Annotated in this window: 12 protein-coding genes; 5 read left to right on the top strand and 7 right to left on the bottom strand. The window is 58.1% G+C overall.

Translation table 11 applies throughout. The features are described from left to right. Window positions 1–214: 214 nt before the first annotated feature. The 4 genes from NG895_RS10535 (at window position 215) to NG895_RS10520 (ending at window position 10,287) form a co-directional block, all read left to right on the top strand. Window positions 215–4,441, top strand: a complete 4,227-nt coding sequence (locus NG895_RS10535; protein WP_252852445.1) for a HEAT repeat domain-containing protein — start codon at window positions 215–217, stop codon at window positions 4,439–4,441. A gap of 839 nt (window positions 4,442–5,280) precedes the next feature. Beyond that, a complete protein-coding gene (locus NG895_RS10530) occupies window positions 5,281–6,645 on the top strand; it encodes a Gfo/Idh/MocA family protein (RefSeq protein ID WP_252852444.1) in 1,365 nt (454 codons plus the stop codon). 133 nt (window positions 6,646–6,778) lie between these two features. Next, entirely contained in the window at window positions 6,779–8,815 is a 2,037-nt protein-coding gene (locus NG895_RS10525; protein ID WP_252852443.1) for a right-handed parallel beta-helix repeat-containing protein, read from the top strand. Window positions 8,816–9,534: 719 nt separating this feature from the next. Then, a complete protein-coding gene (locus NG895_RS10520) occupies window positions 9,535–10,287 on the top strand; it encodes a hypothetical protein (RefSeq protein WP_252852442.1) in 753 nt (250 codons plus the stop codon). A 137-nt stretch (window positions 10,288–10,424) separates the two neighbouring features. Here NG895_RS10520 and NG895_RS10515 read toward each other — a convergent pair whose 3' ends face one another. The 4 genes from NG895_RS10515 to NG895_RS10495 all read right to left on the bottom strand — a co-directional run bounded on the left by NG895_RS10515 (window position 10,425) and on the right by NG895_RS10495 (window position 16,279). After that, entirely contained in the window at window positions 10,425–12,296 is a 1,872-nt protein-coding gene (locus NG895_RS10515) for a BCCT family transporter (protein WP_252852441.1), read from the bottom strand. Window positions 12,297–12,339: 43 nt separating this feature from the next. After that, window positions 12,340–13,173: an SAM-dependent methyltransferase gene (locus tag NG895_RS10510; RefSeq protein WP_252852440.1), complete on the bottom strand. Its 834-nt coding sequence runs from the start codon at window positions 13,171–13,173 to the stop codon at window positions 12,340–12,342. Then, entirely contained in the window at window positions 13,170–14,024 is an 855-nt protein-coding gene (locus tag NG895_RS10505) for a glycine/sarcosine N-methyltransferase (protein WP_482758165.1), read from the bottom strand. Before NG895_RS10505 ends, NG895_RS10510 begins: the two co-directional genes overlap by 4 nt. Window positions 14,025–14,881: 857 nt before the next feature. Next, window positions 14,882–16,279: a sulfatase-like hydrolase/transferase gene (locus NG895_RS10495; protein WP_252852438.1), complete on the bottom strand. Its 1,398-nt coding sequence runs from the start codon at window positions 16,277–16,279 to the stop codon at window positions 14,882–14,884. A 665-nt stretch (window positions 16,280–16,944) separates the two neighbouring features. Between NG895_RS10495 and NG895_RS10490 the strand changes: the two genes are divergently transcribed. After that, window positions 16,945–17,691, top strand: coding sequence for a hypothetical protein (locus NG895_RS10490; RefSeq protein WP_252852437.1), 747 nt, complete (start codon window positions 16,945–16,947; stop codon window positions 17,689–17,691). Window positions 17,692–17,705: 14 nt separating this feature from the next. Here the strand turns inward: NG895_RS10490 and NG895_RS10485 are convergent, their stop codons facing one another. From NG895_RS10485 to NG895_RS10475, 3 genes are all read right to left on the bottom strand, one after another. After that, window positions 17,706–20,873: a DNRLRE domain-containing protein gene (locus NG895_RS10485; protein ID WP_252852436.1), complete on the bottom strand. Its 3,168-nt coding sequence runs from the start codon at window positions 20,871–20,873 to the stop codon at window positions 17,706–17,708. 167 nt (window positions 20,874–21,040) lie between these two features. Beyond that, complete coding sequence (locus tag NG895_RS10480; RefSeq protein ID WP_252852435.1) at window positions 21,041–22,063, bottom strand: DUF1559 domain-containing protein; 1,023 nt, start codon at window positions 22,061–22,063, stop codon at window positions 21,041–21,043. Between the two features lie 54 nt (window positions 22,064–22,117). Beyond that, on the bottom strand, window positions 22,118–24,895 hold the full coding sequence (locus NG895_RS10475; RefSeq protein WP_252852434.1) for a PEP-CTERM sorting domain-containing protein: 2,778 nt from the start codon (window positions 24,893–24,895) through the stop codon (window positions 22,118–22,120). Between the last annotated feature and the right edge of the window lie 90 nt (window positions 24,896–24,985).

Below are 24,985 nucleotides of genomic sequence, written 5' to 3'. Positions count from 1 at the left end.
GCAGCCGATAAGCTCAGTTACTCACCTGTCCCACCGCAATAAAATGCATAGCATCCCCTCACGCCGGCAGTTCCTTGCCGGCTCGCTCTCGTCATGTGTCTTCGTGTTCTGCTTTCTGTTTGCATTGACGATATCAACAGCCTTCGCTGCTGATTCGCCCCTGCCAATTGACGCAGTTGCGGAGATCGCGTCATCCGATGCACGGAAAGTGCGTTTGGAAGCCGATCAGACGGTGGAAATATCCGTTCACATCAATGCGCCCAGCGACTTACCGGATAACGCTCGCTTGCGGGTGGCTTGGAGACTAGTCACGGCGGACGATCCAGCCCAGGTTCCTCGCTATACTGCTGTCGACGTCCCTCCGCGGGATCCTCACGCATTCGGCATCTATATCGAGCCAACTTGCGACTGGAACAAGTTGCTTCACGCACTCGACTCCGATGTATATGTGGTGTACCGCGCGCCGGTGTCCGGTGTTTACGAACTCAATATCGAGCCCGAAACCAGTTCCGTTGACCTGTTTTCTGGCAATCGGTGGCGCGAATCTGGCACGGCCCCCCAGAGCACTCCGGTCCCACGGGTAGTCGAATGGCCGGAAGGAAAAACTGCCGAAGTCAAGATTGAAGTTCGAAGTCTCGATCTCGGATCGAAACACGATCCGATTCAACCCGGCGGTGTAGTGGTCGAGGCAGAGCCGAACGATACGCCCGAGCAGGCACAACCTCTGAACCTTTCGAGCGATTCTTCCCTAACATTCAACGTAATGGGGACCTCTGACGATATCGAGTATTTCGATAACGGTGAAGTCGGTGGAAGTGGCGACGATTGGTTCCGGATCGCCTACCCCGGTGCAAAGCCGCAATTGATGATGGCCAGCCTCTCCATTCCCGACCAACAGGTCGTCGCCCAGATCAGAGTGTACCGCTTGGCGGCTTCCAGCGAAGAATCACCGGCAGCAGACCAGCTCATTCCCATTGAAGTCTACGAGAAAGGAAAAAACCCCAACGAGCGGGTTCATCAGCAAGATGAGACGCACCGTACGGCCATCGGGCGTATTCTCGAGCCGGGTGGGGTTTACTTTCTGCGGGTCGAAGCCAATGCCCCGGCTTACGATCTGGAGGTTCGCCTCAGCCAACCAGCCCCGTTTAGTGACCCGCGACAGGCGATTCGGCACGCACTGTACGATCATATTGGCCAAGTCGACGCCTGGCTAACGAACCGCCCACGTGGCGCAAGTGTCGAACGGCGGATTCGCGATTCGGGCAACCTGCTGGGAACGAATTGTATGAGTTGCCACACGCAATCAGGTGTGTGGGGGCCCGCCACGGCGGCTGCGAATGGCTATCGCATTGAGAACTATCAGGCTTGGTGGCACTTACAAAACACGTGCTACCAGTCGATGCGGCCAACCAACGTGCTGAAGGATGCCGCGGTAAACACGAGCTTGAAGCCGTTGGATATCGGCGACGGCCCCGCCGGCACGCGTGTCACGGGACACGCGGTCGTGGCACTGGAACGAGTGATCGCTCCGCGCAAGCTACACAGCAAGCAGGCAATTCGCGCGGCAAACTATGTGTTGCAGACGGGCGACCCAGGAGGCATTAATGCGGCAGGTCCTGGAGCCAATGTCGGTCAGGCGGTTGTGTTGAACTATGCTGGCGAGATACTCGAGTCCGCTTGGCGAGCAACTGACGACCCGAAGTACTTCCGTGGTCTCGAGGAAAAGGCCCGCAAGATGCTCGAGATCAAGGTTAAGTATGTCGACGACCTCGGACATCGGATCGAGTTCTATCGAAGGTTTTTTCCCGAGAACTACCTGGAAGCGATCGTAGACGTGGCCAAATCGGAGCAAAAGTCTGCTTCCGAAATCGACTCGGAGTTGGCCGCGGCATGGAAGCTCCGTGAGAAGATCGACAACCAACTTGCTGAAGACATACATCGGCTACGCCAGACGCAGTTAACCGACGGCGCCTGGAGTTTCGATCCCGGCAGCTACGACGAGGAAAGCAAGCAATGGATAGTCTCTGACAACAAGCCGGATCCTTCTCCAACCGCACTCGCGTTGATCGGATTGCATGCCGCAGACTTCGATGTCGACGATGAAGTGGTTTCTCGCGGAATACAAGCACTTCTAAGTCAACAGCATCCGACCGGGTATTGGAATGGTGCCTCAAAAACGGGATTCGTTTCTACGGGGTACTCGCTGCAGGCTTTATCTCGATACTTCCCCGAAGTGCCGATGGAGCAATCCCAAGAATCTTCTGTTCGCACACCCCAGGGATTGCTTGACAAGATTCGCTCTAGCAAATCGTTGGCAACCAGAGCTTCATCCGAATCGTTCGAAGAACTCGCCGTTGCTGCGGAGAGCGCAAGCCCTCTGGTCCGCTATTGGGGAATGCTCGGGCTCGGCAACTTGCGCTGCAACGAGGCGATTCCGCACCTCGTGCGGGGGTTGGGCGACTCGACCAAGGTGGTCCGCGAAGCGGCCCATTGGGGACTTCGGCAGCACCTGGTTGACGATCGTGGCTGGTCGGAGGTATACGCCGCGTCCACCGCCGCCAATGACCATACGCGTGAGGCCGCACTGCGAGCGCTGGTGATGAAGACCGACGCCGTGCTTACCCAATCGGATCTCGACTGGAAGGAGCTGAACTCGCTGTTTGATCGAAGCCTGAATGACGACCCCCATCCCGGAGTACGAGCGTGGGCCACGCGCGCCGCCTGGCAATGGTGGGTTTGGAATCCACCGATTCGACTTGGGCTCAACGACTCCTGGTGCAGTTTGCTCTCGCGTCCCGAAAATAACGCACTGGTCGAGAACGCAATTCGTTATCAGAGTCATGCGCTTTTTGTCGTGAATGGCCACGTAGCCAATGCAAGCCAAAAGCACCAGTACGTCGAGATGCAGCACCTGTTTGAGAATCTCTATGGGATACTGCGTGATGCGCATAAGAACGACCCAACGCTCGAACATCGCCTGACCGATCGCCTGGTGGCAATAGCTTCGACCTATTACAAACAAGCTGGTGGTGATGGCGGACCAGGGCAACTCGGCTATTCAACAAAGGGTGCCGAGGTGTTGTTCGGCAAGGCCATCGATTGGCGGATGGATCATATCGAGGCAATGGAGCGGGGCCAGGATCGCCACCGTGAATCGAAGCTGGTCCTCGAAGCGGCCACGAACAACCCGTATGAGTGGATTCAGGACCGGCTCGTGGAGTACTCGGTGGACGGGCCTGAAGACTTGCGGCAACTCGCCGCGGCGAGCATTTCCGATCCTCGCCTGGTTCGGCTGGTGGCGGTGGCCGAGCAACTCGAGCCACTGCAGCGTCAATTAGTGCGTGGTGCGATGGAGCCGGGACGCCGCAAGGAACTGGCGGATCCCTTGCTGGAACTGATCACAAGTGTCAGCTGGGTAGTGCCCGAGAGCGACGAACAACGGACCGACGTGCTGAAGTACTTCTTGCCCGACTTTTCCCGATGGCAGCATTTGGATCAAATCGACGAATCGCTGGACGCTGCTGCACGCCAGGTGATCGCCAGGCAGGCGGACGCCACCTGGTATCTGGCCGATGGCCTGGGGCAAGCGATTCAAAACAACCCCGATCTGCATTTCAGGCAGCTAGCCGATGCTTTTCCGGATCAGTTCAGAAATGGCGCCGAGGCCCGCTTCTGGATTCGTAGCGTCCCTTGGATACTTACCTTCGAACAGAAGTTGCCTGCGATAAATCAGCAAGAACCTTCTCCCAACGCTGGTGACCCCTACGCCGAGCTTCGCCAACGCGCGCTCACTATGTATCTCGAACAGCTCGGCCCGGGCGCCATGTCCTTGAACCGTAAACTGGCGGTCGAGTTAGCCAACAAGCCAGTCCTTAGACGCAACGCGCAAGTGCTCGCAGCGCTGAGGGAGTTGACGGCGTTCGAAAGTGATGACAACCTTCTGCGCACGGCGCGTAGAGTTATCGAGTGCGATAAACAACGTTTTTCTCAGCTTTTGGTCGAAGCGATTGCCAAAGAGCAAAAAGTCGACGCGTCAGCGATAGAGCTTTCCGACTCGTTTGTGCAGGACGTCGTCTTCTTCCGCGACTACGTCACACCAGAAATGAGCAAGGAACTTCGCGGCGATGGTCGCAGTTGCATGACATGCCACGGAGAACCAGATCGAGTTCCTTCCTTTGAACTGTATCCGCCAAATGACCTCGGGTATCTCCGCACCGAACACCTGCTGACCAACTACCGGCGAATGCAGGCCAGGGTAAACAAGAAGTCCGTCAACACGAGCAAGATCCTTCGCAAACCGTTGAACGTACAGAGCGGCGAAGAAGATGGCCACCAGGGTGGCCGCCGATACCAAACCATGGATAAGGGCTATCAAATCTTACGCAGTTGGGTAGAAAACCAAGTAAAGTCTACGGAACCTGAGTTTACAACAGCTCCCTAGCTACGGGGGCAGCCTACGCGTTCCACGGTTCGTACAAGTATCAATTTCAGCCAGCAAGAAATTCCGATAGTTACAGCTGACGGGAGTCTTGAGTGGCAACTGCGAGTTGTGTCCGTCCGGTGCTCTGTCGGCCTGCATCACCGGATTGCAATTCGACGGCGTCGGCCTGCGCACCACGAACCAACTCGCCGGCGCCAAACCAGCGCATTAATTCAGAGAGTGCTCTAAAGGATGTCTCTGCAAAATGGCACGGAACTTCGCCCACCTCGGCGTGCGAATTCGATTGCCGCGGTTAAGCCCTTTCCGCCAACGCCGCCTCGCTTCGTGGTGCAAGCCCCCCGGCAATGCGAAGCCGAAGGCGCCCCGACTGTAGCGGCGTGGAACCCCGCCCCGCCGCTGTCCTAAAGTCTTGGGCTATCGCACGGCTGATCTTCAATCCAACCTCCGCTACAAATTCGAGCAGGGCACCCCCAAACAGCACACAAAACTCCAACAACTACCGATCCGCAGCTCCAAAGACCGATGAGCGAATTGAACTATTGAGCTCCACTAACGCTTACCGTTTCAGTATGGCAGTTGCTGGCTCCGGCGACTATTTACCCTGAAAAACTCGACACCACATCTGCGCACAAGTAGGATGATGGGGCAGAACGGGCACTGAATCGGGTGCGATCCTCAGACATGTTTAGCGTGCGTGGCGGTGCACTTGCTGAGGTTTTGAGCGAAACAACGCCACGCAAAGTCGGCGATCGTTATGGCAGCCCTTTCGCGATGAACTCATTGTCGAAAGTAGCGATGGCCCACTGCGATAGCCCAATTATTTAGAAAGGAATGGCGTGATGGTGGTGACTCAGGCGATTGCACGGCGGAACTTTGTCGCGGGTCTTGCAGCAGGGGCCACCGGACTGATGCTCGCCCCTGGCCGAGCTATGGCGAGCCTGTCGCCGAACGAGCGGCCCGTCTTTGCCACCATCGGTTTGCGAAACCAAGGCTGGGAGATCACCCAAAAGACCTGCCAATTTGCCGACTTCGCTGCCTTGGCTGATGTGGACAGCAATGTGCTCGAAGCCAACCTCGACAGAACGGCGGAGCGTCAAGGGAAAAAGCCGGACGGCTATAAAGACTATCGTCGCATTCTCGATCGTAAAGACATCGATGCGGTGATGATCGCCACGCCCGACCACTGGCATACCAAGATCGCAGTCGAAGCGATGCTAGCCGGCAAAGACGTGTACTGCGAAAAACCACTGACGCTCACCGCCGCGGAAGGAAAGCTCATTGAAAAGGTCGTGGAGCAAACTGGCTGCGTGTTCCAGGTTGGCACCATGCAACGCACCGAGTTCGACGCACGTTTCATCCAGGCGGTGGCCTTAGTCAAAGCGGGGCGCATTGGCGACGTGAAGAAGGTCACCTGTTCCATCGGTGGAGCAACCGCCTCGCCCAAGATTCCTGTCGCTCCGGTGCCTGAAGGGCTCGATTGGGACTTTTGGCTGGGGCCGGCGGCCGAGGTGCCGTACCGAGCCCTGCCCGAGATCCGCCAAGGCTACGGTGGCAATGTGCCACTGTTCAGCAATTGCCACTACGCGTTTCGCGATTGGTTCGAATACTCCGGCGGCCAGCTTGCGGACTGGGGTGCACACCACGTCGATATAGCCAACTGGGCGCTCGGTGCTGCGGATACCGGGCCGAGCAAGGTGACACCGATTTCGTACGAGATGCCCGTGGAGTATCGCGACGGGTATCCCGTGGCCAACGATCAATCGAACGTACCTACCAAGTTCGAGCTTCGCGTCGCCATGCCCGAGGGTGTCGAGCTGATCATCACCAGCGAAGGTGCCAACGGCATCATGTTCGAAGGCACTGAGGGCCGGTTTTTTGTGAATCGCGGCAAGATTGTTGGCAAGCCTGTGGAAGACCTGGCCGACAACCCCTTGCCGGACGGCGCGCTCGAAAAGGTATATGGAGGTCCGGTAAGCAGGAACCATTCCGCTAACCTGATCGAGTCGATGAGGTCTCGTGAACAACCGGTTTCCGATGTATGGTCGCACAACCGCGCGATGGAAATATTGCACATCGGTAACATCGCCATGCGACTGGGCCGCGAAATTGAATGGGACCCCACCAAACGCGAAATCGTTGGCGACGAACAGGCCAGCACCTTCCTCGCCCGCGAAAGCCGCGACAAATACGCGATTGATATGTAATCGAGCGAGTCGACTCGAACTCTTGCTCGAACACCATCGCTCCAAGAGAGAATCGACTTGCTGCCGGCAGCTGTGCCAACAGAGCGATCGCGTTACTAAGCCGCACTAGCTTGCTTCTTGAGGAAACTCCGCCATGCGAAGAGTCGCAACGCTGTTGATGGTCCTTGGCGCCTTGTGGCAATCACCGTTCGAGGCAGTTTCGAAAGAGTTATATGTCGCCATGGACGGGGACGACAACCAAGCCGGCACCCAAGACGCACCGCTGGCGACGCTCCAAAAGGCCGCACAGATCATGCGCGACCAGGGGCCGGGGACCATTTGGATTGGTCCCGGCGAGTACTATCTGCCAAACGGAGTCGTGCTGGAATCGCAGCACAGTGGTACCGCGGAGGAGCCGCTGGTGATCCGCGGCACAAAACCTCACACGAGTCGGCTGGTCGGCGGCCAGGCCGTGACCGACTTTCGGCCGATCACACCGGAAGCGGCCAAACCGCTCATCTCCGAGGAAGCAAAGCTGCAGGTCGTGGTGGCAGATCTGGCTGCCCAAGGCTTTCCGAAACTCGCGGACATGCCCCTGCAGCATCGGGCTCATCAGTGCGAGGAGTTGATTGTCGACGACCAACCGATGCAGTCGGCCCGCTGGCCGAACGAAGGCTTCACCGAGTTTACCGAGGTGATCGACTCCGGTGCGTCGATGCCAATTCACTGGGTGCGGCGCGAAGTCTATCGCCCCGGTTCGTTTCGCTTTCCGAACGATCGCGCCAAGCTGTGGGACTTCGAACGCGGAATCTGGCTGCATGGTTTCTGGACCTACGACTGGAGCGACGAGGCCATCAAGGCTGCCAGCTACGATGCCGAATCAGGCGAGCTGCGTCTGGCAGCCAAACATGCCTATGGCGTCGGCTCGCCTTATAACAAGAACGATCGGCGCCGGTTCTACGCATTGCACGTTTTCGAAGAACTCGACCAACCCGGCGAGTATTACCTCGACCGGCAGAGCCAGCGGCTTTACTTCTGGCCACCGGGCGACCTGTCGGCTTCGGAAGTTCGCCTGACACTCTGCACTTCGCCGATCATCCGTGCCACAGAGGTTTCGCATCTGGTGATCCGCGATCTGGTGATCGAGAACGGCCGGCAAAGCGGAGTCGAACTTCAAGACTGCCAGCACACGCGAATCGAACGTTGCCTGGTCCGCAACTTCGGCCGCAACGGGATATCCCTCAGTGGTCACTACGTGGTCGCCAACGACTGCGAAGTGACACAGACGGCATCCTGTGGCATTTCAGTCACCGGCGGCGATCGTAAGATGCTCACGCCCGGTGGTTGCGCCGTGGTCGACTGCCATGTTCATCACGTCGGCCGACTCGACTGGATGGGCGGCCGTGGTGTCAGCATCCATGGCTGCGGCAATCGGATGGCCAACAATCTGATTCACCACTGCCCAACGGGTGGAGTGTCGTACGGTGGCAATGAGCACCTGCTCGAGCTGAACGAAGTCCGCGACGTGTGTCTGCTCTATTCCGATGTCGGCGTGTTCTACACTGGCCGCGATTGGGCAAGCCGGGGCAATATCGTGCGTTGGAACTACATTCACGACGTGGCCAACAACGCCGGGCACGGTTCGTCGGGCATCTATCTCGACGATTGTGATAGCGGTGACACGGTGATCGGCAACATAGTTTGTGGCGGCGTCGGCCGCGGCGTGCTGCTGGGCGGCGGTCGCGACAACACGATTTGCGGCAACATCTTCGTCGACCTGCCGGTTGGCATTCATGTCGACGCGCGGGGAAAGAAGGCAATCACGCTCGACCAGCCGGGATCGTGGAATCTGCTGGCCAAGTGCGAACAAGTAGGATATCTGTCGCCGCTGTGGAAAGAGCGATACCCACGCCTGGCCGAGGTCATGCGGCATGAACCTCGGCTGCCCATGGGCAACACGATTCACAGCAACCTGCTGGTCGGTTGCCGGCAGCCTTTCGCCCTGTCAAGCGACGTGAAACCAGAGTGGCTCGATCGACAAGACAATGTCGAATGGCCCACAACCAAGCTGCCCGCGATTGCCAACAGCCCCGACGGTTCGCTCGACCTGACGCAACTGTCCGCCTCGTGGCACAAGGTGCGTGGATTCGAGCCAATACCAATCGAGAAAATTGGCCTGCTGAAGGACTAGTGCTTGGGTCGACAAATCCAATCCGTTGTTGCTGGCGCTTGCGGAGATTGCATCGCTTACGCCAAGAGACTTGGTGGATAGGATCCAATTTGAATCCTCTCCACAGAGCGTTGCGAGGGAGAACCCCGTACCAAGGTGCATGACAGCACCTGGAAGCGAGAGGCTTGGATAGAAGCACTTGCTCGTAAAACAGTGACAAGTACGGTCTGCCCGACAGTCTGACCACCTCATCCCCCGAATAAGGGGTACTGGTCTTCGAGCTGTGGAGAAGCGCGAATAGGTTGGTTACTGACTTGTTCACCTCGCCATGGATCAACCGACCCCTTATCGAGTTGCGCGACGCCGACTGCGTGAGCGTAACCGACGGAAGTAGTGACAATGGACGTTTGCAAGCAACAGGTGCGCCACCCAAGCGGTGAACGACACAATTGTCGACGCATCACGTCAATTCCTTGACAACTCCAGCTGGTCCGGTAGGCTGATGCTCAGTGGATCTATCCTCTTTGCACACGGATCACTATGACGCGCCTATCGACGTCATTTTATGCTCAGCGAAGCTGTTTTGCCTTCAATGATGGTGCACCTGCGAGTACCACGGCTGTCTCCTCGGCTTGACTCACATCTCCGCTCGTCCTGCAAATGCGTACTTTGTGTAATTCGCGTCTGATCGGCGGAAGCCGATCACGCGCTTCCTGTTTGCAACCAAGGAGAAGATCTTCATGTATCAGCTCACATTCACGATCTCCCGCCATGTGCTAGTCTGCTTTTCCAGGCTGGGCTCCGCATTACCATTGTCCAAACTGGCCTTCTCCCTGATGTGCCTTGTCGCCGTGCCAGCTAGTGGGGTTACCTTTATGGTCGATCCTATCCAAGGTGCCGGAGTTGTCGAGGTTGATGCAGGCCCCTTGCCCCAGATACTTGGCGCGCCGGTAGGCACCCCGTTGGAGCTGGATTACGTCTTCAACGATATGAAGCACGTTATGTTGTCAGACGGTGCAAGTACTAACATCGAGTTTGGTGTCGGCAACACCACCAACAATGTCGATCTCGACTATCGAATCGTCGTCGATCTTAGCGACATGAATGGCAATCTGATTACGAACGAGACAATTGTTGTCGAAGGCACTGCAAGCGCTGGCTTCATCAACCTGCACGACCTGCCTCTTCAACCGTTGCCATCGATCACGTTCCATGACTTCCACATTGCAGTCGACACCGTATTCGCCGAACCCGTCGGGGACGGCCTATTTGACTTCTATGTCGCTGGCGGAGGTGGCGACCCCGGCACTGGTGCCAGCGGGCCCGTGCGGTTCAATCGTGCCACCGTTGGCATCTGGGTCCCCGAACCATCCAGCGCAGTGTTAATCCTCCCTCTCGCCCTGATCGGCTGGTACTGGATGGCGACAACGCGACAGCCTCGAGACGGCGAAAGCCGGCACCATTCGACAAGGCATAGTTCCTGCGCCGAATGACATAGCCGCCCGCAAACAACAGAAAACCCAAGGCAGCAGCGGCCCGAACCGTTCGGCTTCGCCGGGCGTATCCGGGTGGGGGCGACGCAAGAGTCGTCTCCTCAAGCGGCCAGCAACATGACGCTGTGCTCCGGCGGCTAGCGACCAGCTGATGGCTCGGCTTGTAGCGACCTGTACAGCCCGAAGCACATCACGATGATCAGCACACAGAAAGGCAGTCCAATCACGATCGAACCGGTCTGCAGAGCCTTTAGTCCACCGGCAACTAGCAACACCGCAGCGAGCAGGCCTTCGAGTATGCCCCAGAACAAGCGAGTCCCGAGTGCCGGATCCTCGTTGCCGCCTGACGCGATGATGTCTGCTACCATCGATGCCGAGTCGGAGGAGGTTACGAAGAACAAGATTATGCTTAGTGTGCCGAGCATCGCGGTTACTGCCGAAAACGGATAGGCGTCGAGCATCACAAACAGGGCCGTCGCGGTCGTGTCGCGACGGCTGGTTGCGTCGTCCGATAGAACTGGCTCCGTCAGATAACCACCGAGCGTGAGTTGTTTGTTCTCTGCTGCATACGCCCCAGTGAATCGGTCCTCGTCGGTCGGCCGGATCGGAACGCCATCGTCCGAATTCACAAGTACACCGTGTCGGTACTCGACCGGGATGCCGCTCTTGGTTACGAGACCTTCGTCGGTCGATTGCATCAGCACGCCAACCGGGGTCGCCACACCGCGCGCGTGCGGGCCAACCAGCCATTGCTCATCGGCGGTGAGAGGTAGGTTGGTCTGCTGATCGAGGGTTTGTACGGCGTACTCGTTTGGTTCGTAGTTGAACCACCTGTCCGCCAGCGGGTTGTTGTCCACCCGGTCGTAAATCTCTTGATGCAAGGCGGCTCCACCAAACCCTGTCATCCACACGACAGCCACCGTCGACGGGACGAGCAGAACGCCGAGGATGAATTCGCGAATTGTGCGGCCCTTGGAAATCCGCGCGATAAACATCCCTACAAACGGTGACCACGAGATCCACCAGCCCCAATAGAAGACGGTCCACGCGCTCAGCCATTCGGTGTTCGACTGGTTGTCGTACCCGCCAGTTCGGAACGAGTTGTGGGGCAGTCGCTGGAAGTAGGCTCCCAGATTGGCAACCAAGCTATCGAGCAGGAAGACCGTGGGCCCCGCAACAAACAAGAACAGCAGCAGGCTGCCAGCTATGACCATGTTGATTTCGCTCAAGCGCCGGATGCCAACGTCGAGCCCCGACACGAGCGACGCGACCGCCATCGTTGTGATCACGGCGATCAGCACGATCTGCATGCCCGCGCCTTGAGGCATGCCAAATACGTAATTCAGCCCGGCATTCACCTGCTTCGCGCCCAGACCGAGCGACGTGGCCAAGCCGAACAATGTAGCAAGCACTGCGAGCACGTCGATGACGTTGCCGATCGAGCCGTGAATTCGATCGCCGACCAATGGGTAAAAGGCTGAGCGGAAGCTGAGCGGCAGGCCCTTGCGGTAGCCGAAGTAGGCCAGCGAGAGGGCTACCAGGGCGTACAATGCCCACGGGTGCAGGCACCAGTGGAATAGCGTGATACCCATGGCCTGACGAGCGGCCGCGAGGGTTTCCGCGTCGCCCGACGGAGGGGCAAGGTAATGCCACATCGGCTCGGCCACGCCGAAGAACAGCATGCCGATACCCATGCCGGCGCTGAAGAGCATGGCGAACCAGGTCGCACGGGAGAATTCGGGCCGGGAATCATCTGGCCCCAATCGTATGCGGCCATGGCGACTGAAACAAAGGTAGAGCGCAAAGATCAGGAAGCCGGTCATCGCGGCGATGTATAGCCACGCGAAGTTGGTCGCGATCCCGCTCTGCAATCGATCGAACAGCAGCAATGATCGACCGGGCAGGAGGGCCACCACCGCCACAAATGCAATCAGCAATGCGGCCGCGACGGGAAACACCACGGGGTGAGCCTCGAACTCGATGCCACCCAGACTGCGGCGAATCGCCACCGCTGGGGCGCCGGACGGTTCGGCAGAGTCGTCAGACGAAGCGTCAGCGACGGAAATGGAACACCCCCCAGGCAAGTCGCCCTTCGCGGCCCCCCTCAACCCAGTGACGTAAACCAGCCTTCATCCGTTCGAGGTACTCCGGACTAATCTGGCCAACTAGCTCGGCTTCTTTAGTCTCGGTTACCGTTAGAACGCTGGAGTAGTGGTTTACGAGCTGGTGCGTGAGGTCTTCGAAACCGATTTCAGTGAGTCCCTGTTCCTTGGCTACCGCGCGATAAAATGCCGGCGATGCAAGCGAGCTTAGATGCAGCCGATCAAGGATTGGTTGCAGCGTGCCCTCCGGGCAATCGTCGGCTTGCATGGGGTCGGTGAACACGAGCTGCCCGCCGGGCTTAAGCACCCGCGCGGCCTCGGCGATGACTTTCTCGCGACGGTCGCTGTGCAGGAACGCGTCTTGTGACCAGACAACGTCAAACGATGAATCCTCGAATGGCAGGTCCTCAAAGTTGCCGTCCACCACGTCGATCCGGTCGGCGAGGCCCTGCTCACGATTCAGACTGCGATTCCGTTCATTCTCCACCTCGCTGAGGTTTAGCGCGGTGGCATGGCAACCGTACTCGCGGGCCAGGAACCGAACTGCTCCGCCGTAACCGGCACCGATATCGAGGGCGCGCGTCTGTTGATTGAGCGGCCCCAGACGCTCGGCCAAGCTGCGCACGGTGCGGTGGCTCGCCTCGGAAATTGGGTCTTCGCTGGACTCGTACAGGCCGATGTGGATATCTTCGCCACCCCAGACCGACGCGTAAAAGGCGTCGGCGTCGTCGCTGTTGTAATAGTCACGAGCGATCGTTACGGCTTGATCTGGCGCACTACTCACTTCGTCAACTCCTTGGCTTCTTCCTCAATCTTATCGTCGTCCCGATAAACCTTTTCCGCAACGTGGATGAAGAAGTCGGGCTCGTCGTCTCGGTAGGTCTCCTGAAAATCGCCATAGGTGTCGATTTGCTGGAAGCCGACCTCGTGCATCAGGCGGCGCAAGTATTCCCGTCGCAGCGGATACATGTTGAGGTGATACACTGACTCGTCGGGGAAGCTGTAACGGAACCGGGCGAGTCCGTCGTCGACGTACTCTGGTTCGGCCGCCACGGCGTCGCCGCAGTAGTAGTAAGTATGCTTGCTGCTAAACCCATCGTCGAGGATGCCATCGTAGTTGCGCTGGTCGATGATCAGCACACCGTCATGCTCTAGCATCGCATAGTACTCAGCCAGCGCCTTACGGCGATCGCGCTCGTTGAAGAGATGGGTAAACGAGTTGCCAAGACAGATGATGGCGTCGTACGTGCCGTGCACGTCGCGGTTAAGCCACCGCCAATCGGCTTGTACGGTACGGAGAATGTGCCCGAACCGCTTGCCGTTGTCGAACGCCTTCGAGAGCATCTCGGGGCTGCCGTCGGCACTGACGACCTCGAACCCTGCTTCGAGCAACCGCACGGAATGAAATCCGGTCCCAGTCGCTACGTCAAGCACCTTCTTGGCGCCGCGCTCGCGAAGTTGCTCGATAAAGAAGTCGCCTTCCGTCTTGGCGCGACTTTCCCAATCGATGAGTTCGTCCCATTTCTCGACGAATCCTTTGACATACTCGTTTTTGTAATTCTCGGTCTCTCGCGTCTTGACCGGATTGTCCCCAAAATGTTGCTTATTGGGGGCTGATAGCGGTTTTTGACGAATGACGGCACTCCAATTCTGAAGGCCCGACTGCGCTTCGCCGGGGCTTCGATTTTTTCGTTGTGTGATGGTCCATTTAGCACGTCCAGTGTAACAGCATGGCCAATAACCGACAATGCACGCTCTCAGTAGCTGAACAAACGCTCTGGCTGTTCAATAGAATACTAAGCTGACTAACACGCAGTTCACAGGCGTTCACGGGTGATAGCAGGCCTGCAGGAATGCGTGACTTGCTCAATTCGGAGTGCCCCATTGATTCGACGCAGACATCCGCGATAGCTTCATCGGCAGCAAGGTGAAGATTCGATGCGGTAGCGAAGAGTAATCTCAGTTCTGCACACCACTTAATCGCTTGCAGATGATAAAGACGTGAAACGTTAGCGACGTAAGGCGACCAACAAATACCTTGCGCCAGTCACTTTGTCCTGCGCTAGCTCAAGGCGCTTTCAACAGAACATTTCTGCGGCATCCATATTTCCACGGCGCAGCAGCAGTGTTGGCGTCTTGGCTGCACAATCCTCGCTGAACCATTTGCAAGCGACCGCCGTTGCGGCGAGACAGCTGTCTTGAACTGCCACCGGCCAAAGAGTTGGGAGGCAACACCTGTCGCCATCCACTGGTGTTTTTACCAGGGGAAATGCCTCACCATCGATGCGGCCCGGTGCGGGCAAAGAAACCGCCTGTGGGACCATCGTCATCGATCAAGGCATACTTCACGACTGGCTCTGCCCCCTTTTCGACAGGCTGCGAGCCGGGAAGATCGACCGCGCGAACACTCCATCGCAACGCATTTGCCTTGGCGAATGCGGGGCGTGCCCGACGGCGTCATCAACAAGTGGCGCAGCGCTCCGTTGCCCCGCTTACCGGAACTTTTTTCCCGGTGGCAGCTCGGGTTCGCTTTGGGGACGCATCGGAACACGGGCTTGTTCGGCGAGCTTTTGCATCGTTTGCACCCGTTCGGGGTATTGGTCCGCCAGATTGATTCGCTCGCCCGGATCTTCTTGTGGTCGATAAAGTTCCCATGGCTGGTTGTCTCGATGTCGCACGATCTTCCACTCGTTCTGCCGCAGAGCCTGCATCCGCCCGTTGGTTGCTGGCTGGTTGGTCCCCCAATTCCACAGCTCCCATTCCCAGTAATGATAGTCGTGCAGCTGGTCTGGTGTATTGCCGGCCAGCAGCTCTGCGAACGACAATCCGGTCACCTCGTCGGGTACGAATTCGTCGGCACCGGCAATGGCCGCCAGGGTGGGCAACACATCTTGGTGGCTGACTACGAAGTCGGTTTCTGTGCCCGGTTTCGTGACGCCAGGCCAGCGCACCATAAACGGGGTGCGAATGCCCCCTTCGTACATCGAACGCTTGTGCCCGCGATGCGGCCCGCCGGGATTAAGATGCTTAATGGCGTCGGCCATTTCGCTGCCGCCGTTGTCGGACGAGAAGATCACCACGGTGTTGTCCGCCACGTTCAGCTCGTCCAGCAGGTCAAGTAGCTCTCCGAATTCGCGGTCGATCATCGTGACCATCGCCGCCAGGTTCTTGACCTTCTGACTCCAGGGTTTGTCCTGGTAGAACCGACAGGCGGGGTCCTCCTTGGGCAATAGATAGTCGCCGTGCGGCGGGCACCAGGGGGCGTAGCAGAAGAACGGTTTTCCGGCCGACACCGAGTCGCTTATGAACTGCTTGGTCCGCTGCACGGTTTGGTAGTGGGAATAGCCGACGGCGGTGCCCCGCTGCCGAGGCTCGTTCGCCACCTTTTGGCCATTGTGAATCAGGTACTCCGGCCAGTAGTTATGGGCATGGATTTGGTGGTAGTAGCCAAAGAACTCGTCGAAGCCTTGCTTTTCGGCAGCGCCTGAGGTGCCGATGTCGCCGATTCCCCATTTGCCAAAGCCACCCGTCGCATAACCGACCTGCCGAAGAATCTCGGGGATAGTCACGTCGCTGTCCGCTAGTGGCACACCTCCTGTGTTCAAGCGGACCGACGTACGCCCCATGTGGACACCGGTCATCAACACACTACGTGTCGGCGCGCAGACCGTGCATCCGGCGTAGGCCTGGTTGAACTTGAGCCCCTGGTTGGCAAATTCGTCCAACCGAGGCGTTTGAATGACCTCGGAGCCGTAACAACCCAAGTCCGCTGGTCCCAGGTCATCGACCATCACCAGTAGGATGTTGGGACGGGTGTCCTCAGCGAATCCCGAGCCGCTTGCAATCAGCAGCAGCAACAACGCAAGGCCGATCGAGTGAAGTCTGATCAAGGAACCTTCTCCCTCTTTATGTATTCCATCCTCCCAGGCAGTTGCCGACCAGTACTCTAGCTGGGATGAAACTCCGATGGTAGTCGACGACTCGAAATGATGCCTCGACGCCAGCGGTACTCCGCGTCAGACGATGGAGATCGACTTCCAATGACGAAACTTGCAAGCGTAAAAAGGTCGCTGTTGAATTCGCCTTCCCGTCTGATCTAATGGGTTTGCCGCAACGCCTACCCGCATCCGCGTAAGTAACGGTCGAGACGCTGCCGACGTGCGGAGACGCATGCGGCTGGCCGACAAAGGGCGTCTGCCACGCCAGCGCATCTGGGCGAGTTTTGCCGCACCTTTTTTGCCACAACTTATCGATACCGCGGAGAACAATTCATGGGGTTTTGTCCCCTCCCCCGATGGTTTTGGCCTGTAAAAACAGTGGTTTCGCCACCCGGGTGGTCCCAAAACCATGGGAGTTTTGGGACCATGAATGTCGCTGTGACAACATGGCCCAAAAAACGTTGGCCCAATACTCGGCGCCCCCGGTGCCGGAGAGACCCGATGCCGCCCGTGTCTTCGGCCGTTGGGCAAGATGTACGTGGTGGAACTTTTCCCGCTGCCAATTCGTCGAACGCCTGTTACACGATCCCCCCTACCCCGTACCTGTCGAGTCGAACATGCTGCTGAAAAACGTGCTACTCTGCCTGACTGTGTTGCATACCGCTGCGATGTCCAGCCTCGCCTCGGCCGCGGATGAAGATCCCATGCAATGGTATGGCAAGCTGCCCGATCGGACGTTGATGGATCTTGCGCCGGAGTCCGACTTCGTTGGCGACAACGAGGCATGGAAAGAGCTATGGAACAAATGGAACCCTGATGAGCCGGTTCCGGAGGTCGACTTCAAGAAGAGCCTGGTCGTGGTCGCAACGGTGACCGGCCCCAACCGAATGTTCGGCGGCGAACGGGTGGATGCCAATGGCAATCTAACGTTCGTGGCCGGCAGCACCCGCATGGCGGGTCCGGGCTTTGCGTACCTGATGCGGCGCGTCAGTCGCGAGGGCGTGAAGACGGTCAACGGTCACCCAGTACCCGCCGTGACCGAATCGCAGGGTGACGCGAAAGAGTCCACCGATGAGGACGAGCAACCCGCCGAGTCGATCACGGTGAAGATCGTCGGCACGCTGGAGACCGGACTGATGGCCATCGGTGGCGAGACCACCGGCACCACGATCACGGCCAACGGCATCACCATGGAACTCGATTTGACCAAGCAGAAGGAACCTGCGAAAACTGCCACCAGTCTGCAAGGCAAGCGAGCCATTGCCGTGGGGTCGCTCCGCAGCGTGCAGGGAGTGGAACGCGCCAACCGCTGGGTTGTGACCGTTACCGAACTGCGTGCAGCAGCCCAAAAGCAATCCAAGTGACGCGCGCAAGAGCGCTAGTTACGGCTCCGATACTTGACGGCCCCCAGCACGGCCACGGCCAGCAGCCCGGCTATCGACAGCGCCGGTGGTTCCGGCACCGCGGCCGGTTGGCCAAAGCTGGCGGGCTCACCCGTGTCGGTCGCACCAAACCGCTCTCGCCAGTACAAGTAGTCGGCGATGTCCACCACGTTGGGAGAGACCTCCTCATTCAGCAGCGAGGTTCCCCCTAGCAGGTTACGCCAAACCGTGTAGTCGGCGATGTCGACAATTCCATTGTTGTTGTAGTCGCCGCCCACGCTGGTAGTGGGAACAGGACCTAGTGTGAAATCGAGAAACGGTGCCAAGTCGCCGGGGGCGCCTGTGAGTACTCCGGTGGTGGTCGCCGTGGTCTCGCGGGACGCGATGCGCCATTGTCCGTTGTGCGGTACGTCGTAGGTGACAAGCAAGGTGAGCAGGTTGTTGTTGCCCATCGACTGTACAAACGAGGTAAGCCCCTCCGGATCGATGGAAGCCACGCTACCTTCGGCGGTTACACCCGATACTCCAAATGCGCCAAGATTCTGCACAAGATTGCCGTCGATCAGCCGGGTTTGCGAATCCGCATCGAAAGTAAAGCCGGGCATCGAACCATAAGTGGTGGTGGACTCGTTCCAGTCCTCGCCCGCGATTCCAGGAGCGAGTGCGTAGAGCCTGAGCGTCTGCGTGTTATTCGCATCGCCGCGGTACATGTAGGTGTTCAACGACACATCGGTGAACCTTGACTTGTCGGAGTACTCACTGAGATCGAACTTGAGCGCCAGCCACTCGTTACGATTCGCGTCGTTGAAGCGTGCGTTAATGGGACTGCCGGTGCCGCTGCCGGAGTCGTTTGCATCACCATCCCCGGTGTTGCCGTTCTCGCTCAGTTGCGAGTCGGCAATGACCGGCACTTGCAGAGCCAGCGCACCCGAAGCGGGAACCAGGACTGCCACCAGCGCCAGGGCGAAGACGGCCTGACGGCACTTTCGATTGGCGGCGTAACCCAGCACCCCCAGCAGCAGCAAAGCCAGAGAGTGCGGTTCGGGAATGGCCAACGTTGATGGCGAGGTACCAGCCACTAACCATAACGAATCGCCGATTTGCTCCACGGAGAACCCAGGAGTGATGACTTTCAACTGACCATCGAACGAACGCGCGGTGAGAATCTGCCAACTTTGGCCTGCCGTAGGTCGGAACCCGTTAAGCAGTTGGACCTCGATGTTGCCATCGAGCGACGCCACGCCGGACACGTTCACAAGGTCGGCAGCACTGGCACTCTCGAGGTCGATCACCAGTGTGCCCGACTCCATGTTCAGGTCCCCTGCAATGCCGGTCGAGCCGATGGCATCCACGCCGGGAAACAGTGTGCCACCCGCAACCGTCAGCGAGAAGTCGATGGCATCGGCATCAAGAGTACCGCCAGTAAACTCGAACGACCCCCGCGGCGCTTTGGTCAAGTGCGGCGTCGCCAGCAAGCCGCCACGGAGTTTGTACGCACCGTTGAGGATTTGGATGTCCCCCTCCAGCACTCGCAGCTCACCACCGTACTGCTCCACGCGGCCGATACCTCGGCTCCCTACGACGAGTTGATTCGTAATTTCGAGCCAGCCACTGGTAACATACAGCCGAGCGTCGCCACCCGCGTCGTAACCTAGTCGAAGTGTGCCAGCCTGTTGTCCCACGGCATCGACGAAAGCGACCCCGGTCCTGACCTGCAGAACGTCTAATCGTGATGGCTGCCAGCGGCGATCCCAACGCTGCCAGTCAGCGTAGCGGCCGATGCCGTGGAACTCGATCTGCCCGACCGCGGCGAACGCGCCCAGGTCATTCAAGTACTCCTCGAGGTCCGTGTAGCCATCGTGATCGAAGTCGCCATTGTTGTTCGGAACCTGCGGATTCGTACCATGCTTTTGCTCCCATTCGTCCGACATTCCATCGCCATCCGTGTCGAGCGGAGCGGCCACGCCGCCCAGGGCGCCGAAGCCGCCGTTACTCACGCCTTGCGAAACAAGCTTGTTCTCGTGCGAAATGATGCTGCCAGTTCGATTGACCACGTTCTCGTACAGCAGTTGATCGACCTCATCCCGCGCCCAAGGGGTAGCGCCGAACTCGCTAAGCGTCCGTAGATACGCGTCTTTTGGAGAGGCATTCTGCCAGATTTCATCCGCAACTGGATAACGGGTGTCGCTCCACGTCGTAGCAGCGCTGGAGATATCGGAGAAGTCGTCATCGCCGAGTGAGTAGTTCTGTCCGTCGTGCGCGGAGTCTTTGTCGCCGTCGAAGGCATTCACGCCCCACCAAGTGCCGTAGTCGTCTTGCGAACCTCCGCTAATTGGCTTGGTGCCACCGTCGTTCGGGCCGGCAATGAAATAGTTACCATCGATGTTGGACGTCCAGAAGTACCCACTACTGTCGGTTCCTTGCATGTAGAAGGCGCGGGTGTCCCAGTTGTAGATGACGTTGTCGATCCAATCGAGCGTTTCCTGGACTCGATGCTTGGGATTCCGGGTGTTGTTGTGGGCATAAAGATTGTGGTGCATGCTGAGCCGATGCGGATTCTCCAGCAGCGACCCTGCCGAGTGACTTTCGAGCCCGAACGAAACCGTGCTGTACTGCAGCGTCACGTCGGAGGCCTGTACCGAGAAATTCTCGTCGAAGCTGAACCCAGAGGAGATGTGATCGTAGATCACTCGCTCGGCATCGCTGTTGGTGCCTACCGAGTCGACCCTGCCGGCGTCTTTGCCGGGTCGAAATCGCATGTGCCGCACAATGATGTCGTCCGCCCCCACCGAGAACTGGTGACCACGCACGCCAATTCCCCCTGGCGCGGTTTGCCCGGCGATGGTGATGTTGCTCTTGCTGTCGACAATGCCCAGCTTGCGGTTCAGATCAATCCATCCACCGACATCGAACACAATGGTGCGGCCCGACGCGTTGGGAGCCGACTCGATGCCGTGCCGCAATGTTCCGACCGATCCATCGTCGGTCAGCTTGGTCACGTGATAGACGTCGCCCCCGCGGCCTCCCTTGGCGATGGCCCCAAACCCCTCGGCTTGCGGAAACGCCTTGATCGGCTCGGTGGCCCATGTGGCCGTAGAATAGAGAAGCAGAGCAACCAAAGACAGAGCGTTACATAACACCTGCCGCGAAACGAGGACGTTCATAAGGTGAGGAATATTATTAGCCAAAGTCGAATACGTTTCACGCCAAACTGCTTTTAATTCTACAAACGCTGGAGGCCTAAGGCGCGTGCTGGAAGTCGCAAGTTGCCTCGGCTTTAGCGCATTGAAGCCCTTCAGTAGCAGGTCGTCGGCTTGGGGGCTTGCTGGTTCTACAACTCGTCCATGGCGGTGACTTCGCCACTAGCACGAGTTACGAAGTCTTCCAGAATGACAAGATCGATGTCCTTGTTAACCGCCCGACTGCTGCCATCGCACATCGTGACGTTGATGACTCCAGTATGATCTCCACCGAACCAGAAAGGACAATTTTTAGTACCATCTACGCAGAGTTTGTCGTCGGTTTGCGACTTGGTGGGATCGCTCCCAACGGCTCCTCCTTCGGCCTGAGTGAAATTCACCCCTCGCCCGTCCCCCGGCAGAGCGGCCTTGATCCGCGCCTTATTGCCCATGCCCAGGATTGCACCGGGGTTATCGTTGCCATCGTAAATCGAGGCGCGAGCGGACATCCAATAGGAGTTCTCCCCAATCATGAAGGTGTTGGAGGTTCCATCGGTGATCTTGGCCAGGCTGGTACGGGCCTTGAACCGCCTTCCGCTCTTCAGCTTGGGCAGGATGATCGCACCATCGAAAGCGTGATCAAAGCCACCGGTTCCCGAACGAAAGGTGCTCGAGATACAAGCGTAATCGCCAAGGATGCCACGCGTTGTGCCACCGCCGTTGTGCGGTGAGCCGTTGGCTTTGGTCACGTTTGGTATGACCTCGCTGCGCAGGTAATTATAGGGCAAATCGTGACTACGAGATGGACAGAGGAACGTAGGAATCTGGGTTTCCTTCACCGCATCAGGCTGATCGGCAAAGTCTTTGGTGAAGTCCGCCAGATCACGCACGTTTGCTTGCTCGAGGTAGGGCAGGACCACTCCAGCCCACGTGAACCCGCCATCCCACATGCGGCTGGGTGGTAGTTCATTGGTAGTATCGTGATACATATGCACCGCGATACCAATCTGGCGACAGTTGTTCAGACACTGCGACCGTCGGGCGGCTTCGCGAGCGGCCTGAACCGCCGGCAGCAACAGAGCCACGAGAATACCGATGATCGCAATGACCACCAACAATTCAACCAGCGTGAACGCGCATCGCCCGTTGCTGCGATGCAGGGATAACGCACTCATCTTCCTGCCTTCTTCCCAAATTCCAAATTCGACGAAATCCTGTTCCGTCACGAACTATCTTGAACGTTGCCGGGCAACGACCAGGCCGAATGCGAGTCCGACCATCAGCCACGTAGCGGGCTCGGGAACCGACGTAGCAGCAAGCGATCCTGCTGAAGAAGCGATGGACTGACCGAAGTTCGTCTTCCACAACTGATAGTGATCTGCCCCAACCGTACCGAGGTCATTGTCATTCGGCAGACTGGCGCCTCCCAGGTTGTTTCTCCAGACGACGTAATCTGCGATGTCGACCGTGTTGTCGTTGTTAAAGTCGCCTAGCAGGCCCTCATAGGCGGAGTAAAGCACTGAGCCTGCCGTGCCTACGTCTTCCCCCATCAGAAGGAAGTTAAACTCCAGGTCTTGCGTTCCTCCCGCAAACAGTTGGCCGAGATTCAATGCGGCTCCTGGAGCCAATGTGGTGAAGCCTTCGGAATCGAATTCCACCAACTGATTGGCGCTGTTGTTTAAGGCCTCGATCCAGGCGTTCGTGGTAACGCTCTGATCGGCCAGGCTGGTCCAATTGGCCGTGACCAAGGAGCCGTCCGGCGACAGGATCTCGTAGCCGTCGATTTCGACGGTGGTGCTCGACGGGTTGCGGAGGTACGTATCGCCTGACGGGTCGACCTGAAGCAGCAGGTTATTCACCTTGCTTCCCGTGTATTGCACGATACCGGCGGTTTGTGTGCCATCGGATCGCCGATAGACGAACTCCAGGTCCTCGTTCGCACCTGCGAAGGTCCCTGCCACGGGGTTATAGATATTCCCCAGCGACATATCACTTCCAAATGTGGCATCGGCGCCGACTTTCAACTCGCCGATGTTGTTTGTGGTCTGAGAAGTTTCGACCCAATCTGCCCCAAGGCTTCCTGTTTCGACCAGGCTATCCCAGTCGGCGTCTAAGTTGCTCAGCAGCCCAAGATCCGAACCGACATAGTAACCATCTAGCGAGATGGTCGATCCGCCCGTGTGCTTTACGATTGCCTCACCAGTATTGCGATTCACTTCCAGCACCAGTACTTCTTCGATGGCAGCCCTCAGTCCCACGCGTCCGCCTCCCAAATCGGGCTTGGAGAACACGAACTTTTGGTTGGCTGCCAGCGACAGATTGGAGCTCACAGAGTCGAAGCTGCCGTTGATCGCGTCCGCCTCGAGGATCGTCCAGGTGTCCGTGCTCGCAGGACTGTAGGATCCGAAGTCAAAGTAGAGATTGCCACCAAGGTTGGCCGCCGAACCAGCAGAGATCGATCCGTTTACCCCGTTGCCCGTCACTTCGACCTGGTAGTTGCTGTTGCCGGAAAACTCCAGCGGACCGGTGGTTGAAAGGGTGCCGCCGGGGTGTACCATGGCCGTCGATCCATCGGCCACGGAGATGGTGCCAACCGCAGTCAGCGTTCCGCCAGGAAGCACCTCGAGGGTGCCAATTCCCGATTCGCCAACGGAGACACCACCATTCGTAGCGGCCCCAGCCTGCACGTTCATTACCCCACCGCTCCGAATCTCGACACCACCCGTCGTCCCCTCAGTTCTACCGATGTAGATGTGGCCGGGGTACTTGCCGCCGTCCATATCCACGTAGGCCGTGCCACCATTCTCAATGTAGGCAACCTCGCCGTCGCCGAAGGAATACTCAGGGATGAAATTATTGTCGAACGGGTCCCACCAGTTGTTGTCGATGTTCCAGTCACCATCCGGCCCTGCTGGCGAGGGCAATGGATTGACATTCGAATTGGCGTCGCGGAATCGCACTGCGGTCTGAGCATGGGCCGTGGCGGAGAACGTCACCATCAGCAAAACGACGCTGGCAACCATACCCGAAGTCTTGCGATTGCGGCGGCGAACCATCAGGGCCCCCCCCGCGGCCCCCAAGACCGCGAGCATCACTGAACTTGGCTCGGGGACGGCGGTCAAGAAGCCAAGGTTCACTCCCTCCAACGAACCAGTGTAGTTGGCTTTCCACAAGCCGAAGTCGTCAAAGTCGACAAATCCATTACCATCAAGGTCGCCATCCAGACGGGAATCAACCGCCTGGCGGAAATTGTCGGCGATAGTCTGCAGATCGCTGAGGTCGACGCCATTGAATCCATCCACGTCACCAGCTGGGAATTCGAAGTTGAGCGTCATGGGCCCGTGACCGTCGGACGTGTTGCCGGTACGGCTATCGATATAGAACTCCTTTCCACCGGCTTCCACTAAGTCCATTAAGATGAATGTCACTAGTCCATCAGTGTCGCTTGCGAGGAACGAGCTCAAATCCAGATCAGTGGTGTTCGATGCGAAGGGCAGGGGCTGGAGATCCATCGTGTCCACCGCAATGGTTCCGAGCTGAGTAGCGTCACTCGAGAACCCGAAAGTGCCCACGGCGGCTGCGTTGTCCATGCCGGCAGCGTTAGAGTAGCTGACGGTGAGTTCATCCCAATCGACCCCTGCGGTACCCGCAGCCGTGAGGGTGTCGTTCAGTCCCCATACCTGCCATGAACCCGGGCCGTCTTTGCCGCTGTCTCTAAAGGTTCCGCTAAGAGTGGCGGTGCTGAATAAGTCAGGATTGATTTGACTGATATCGTAGCGAATGTATGGAATTCGAATACGGGTCGTCGATCCATCGTCATACCATCGCAATTGCATGATGGATTCGCCGCCATGGGTGGCCGTGGGACCGCTGCCGGCCCCGTTGGAAAGCCAAGTGTCGGCGTCTGGGGCTAGTCCAAACAGATCCTGCCCCGACGCACTACCGAAACTGATCCCAAGGAGGGCCAGCGTAAAGGCTGCTAAGTTGATGTATGGCCTGCAAGTCATTGCTATCTTCTCCCGTCATCACGCAAGATTCTGCGAATTCACCTGTCGCGATGTGTTGATAAAGTAAGAGGTTGCTACTTCGCTGATCCA

It is taken from the genome of Aeoliella straminimaris, assembly GCF_024054565.1.
Classification (GTDB): domain Bacteria; phylum Planctomycetota; class Planctomycetia; order Pirellulales; family Lacipirellulaceae; genus Aeoliella; species Aeoliella straminimaris.
Note: the sequence above shows the minus strand (reverse complement) of the source record. Positions and strands in the feature narration are given on the sequence as shown.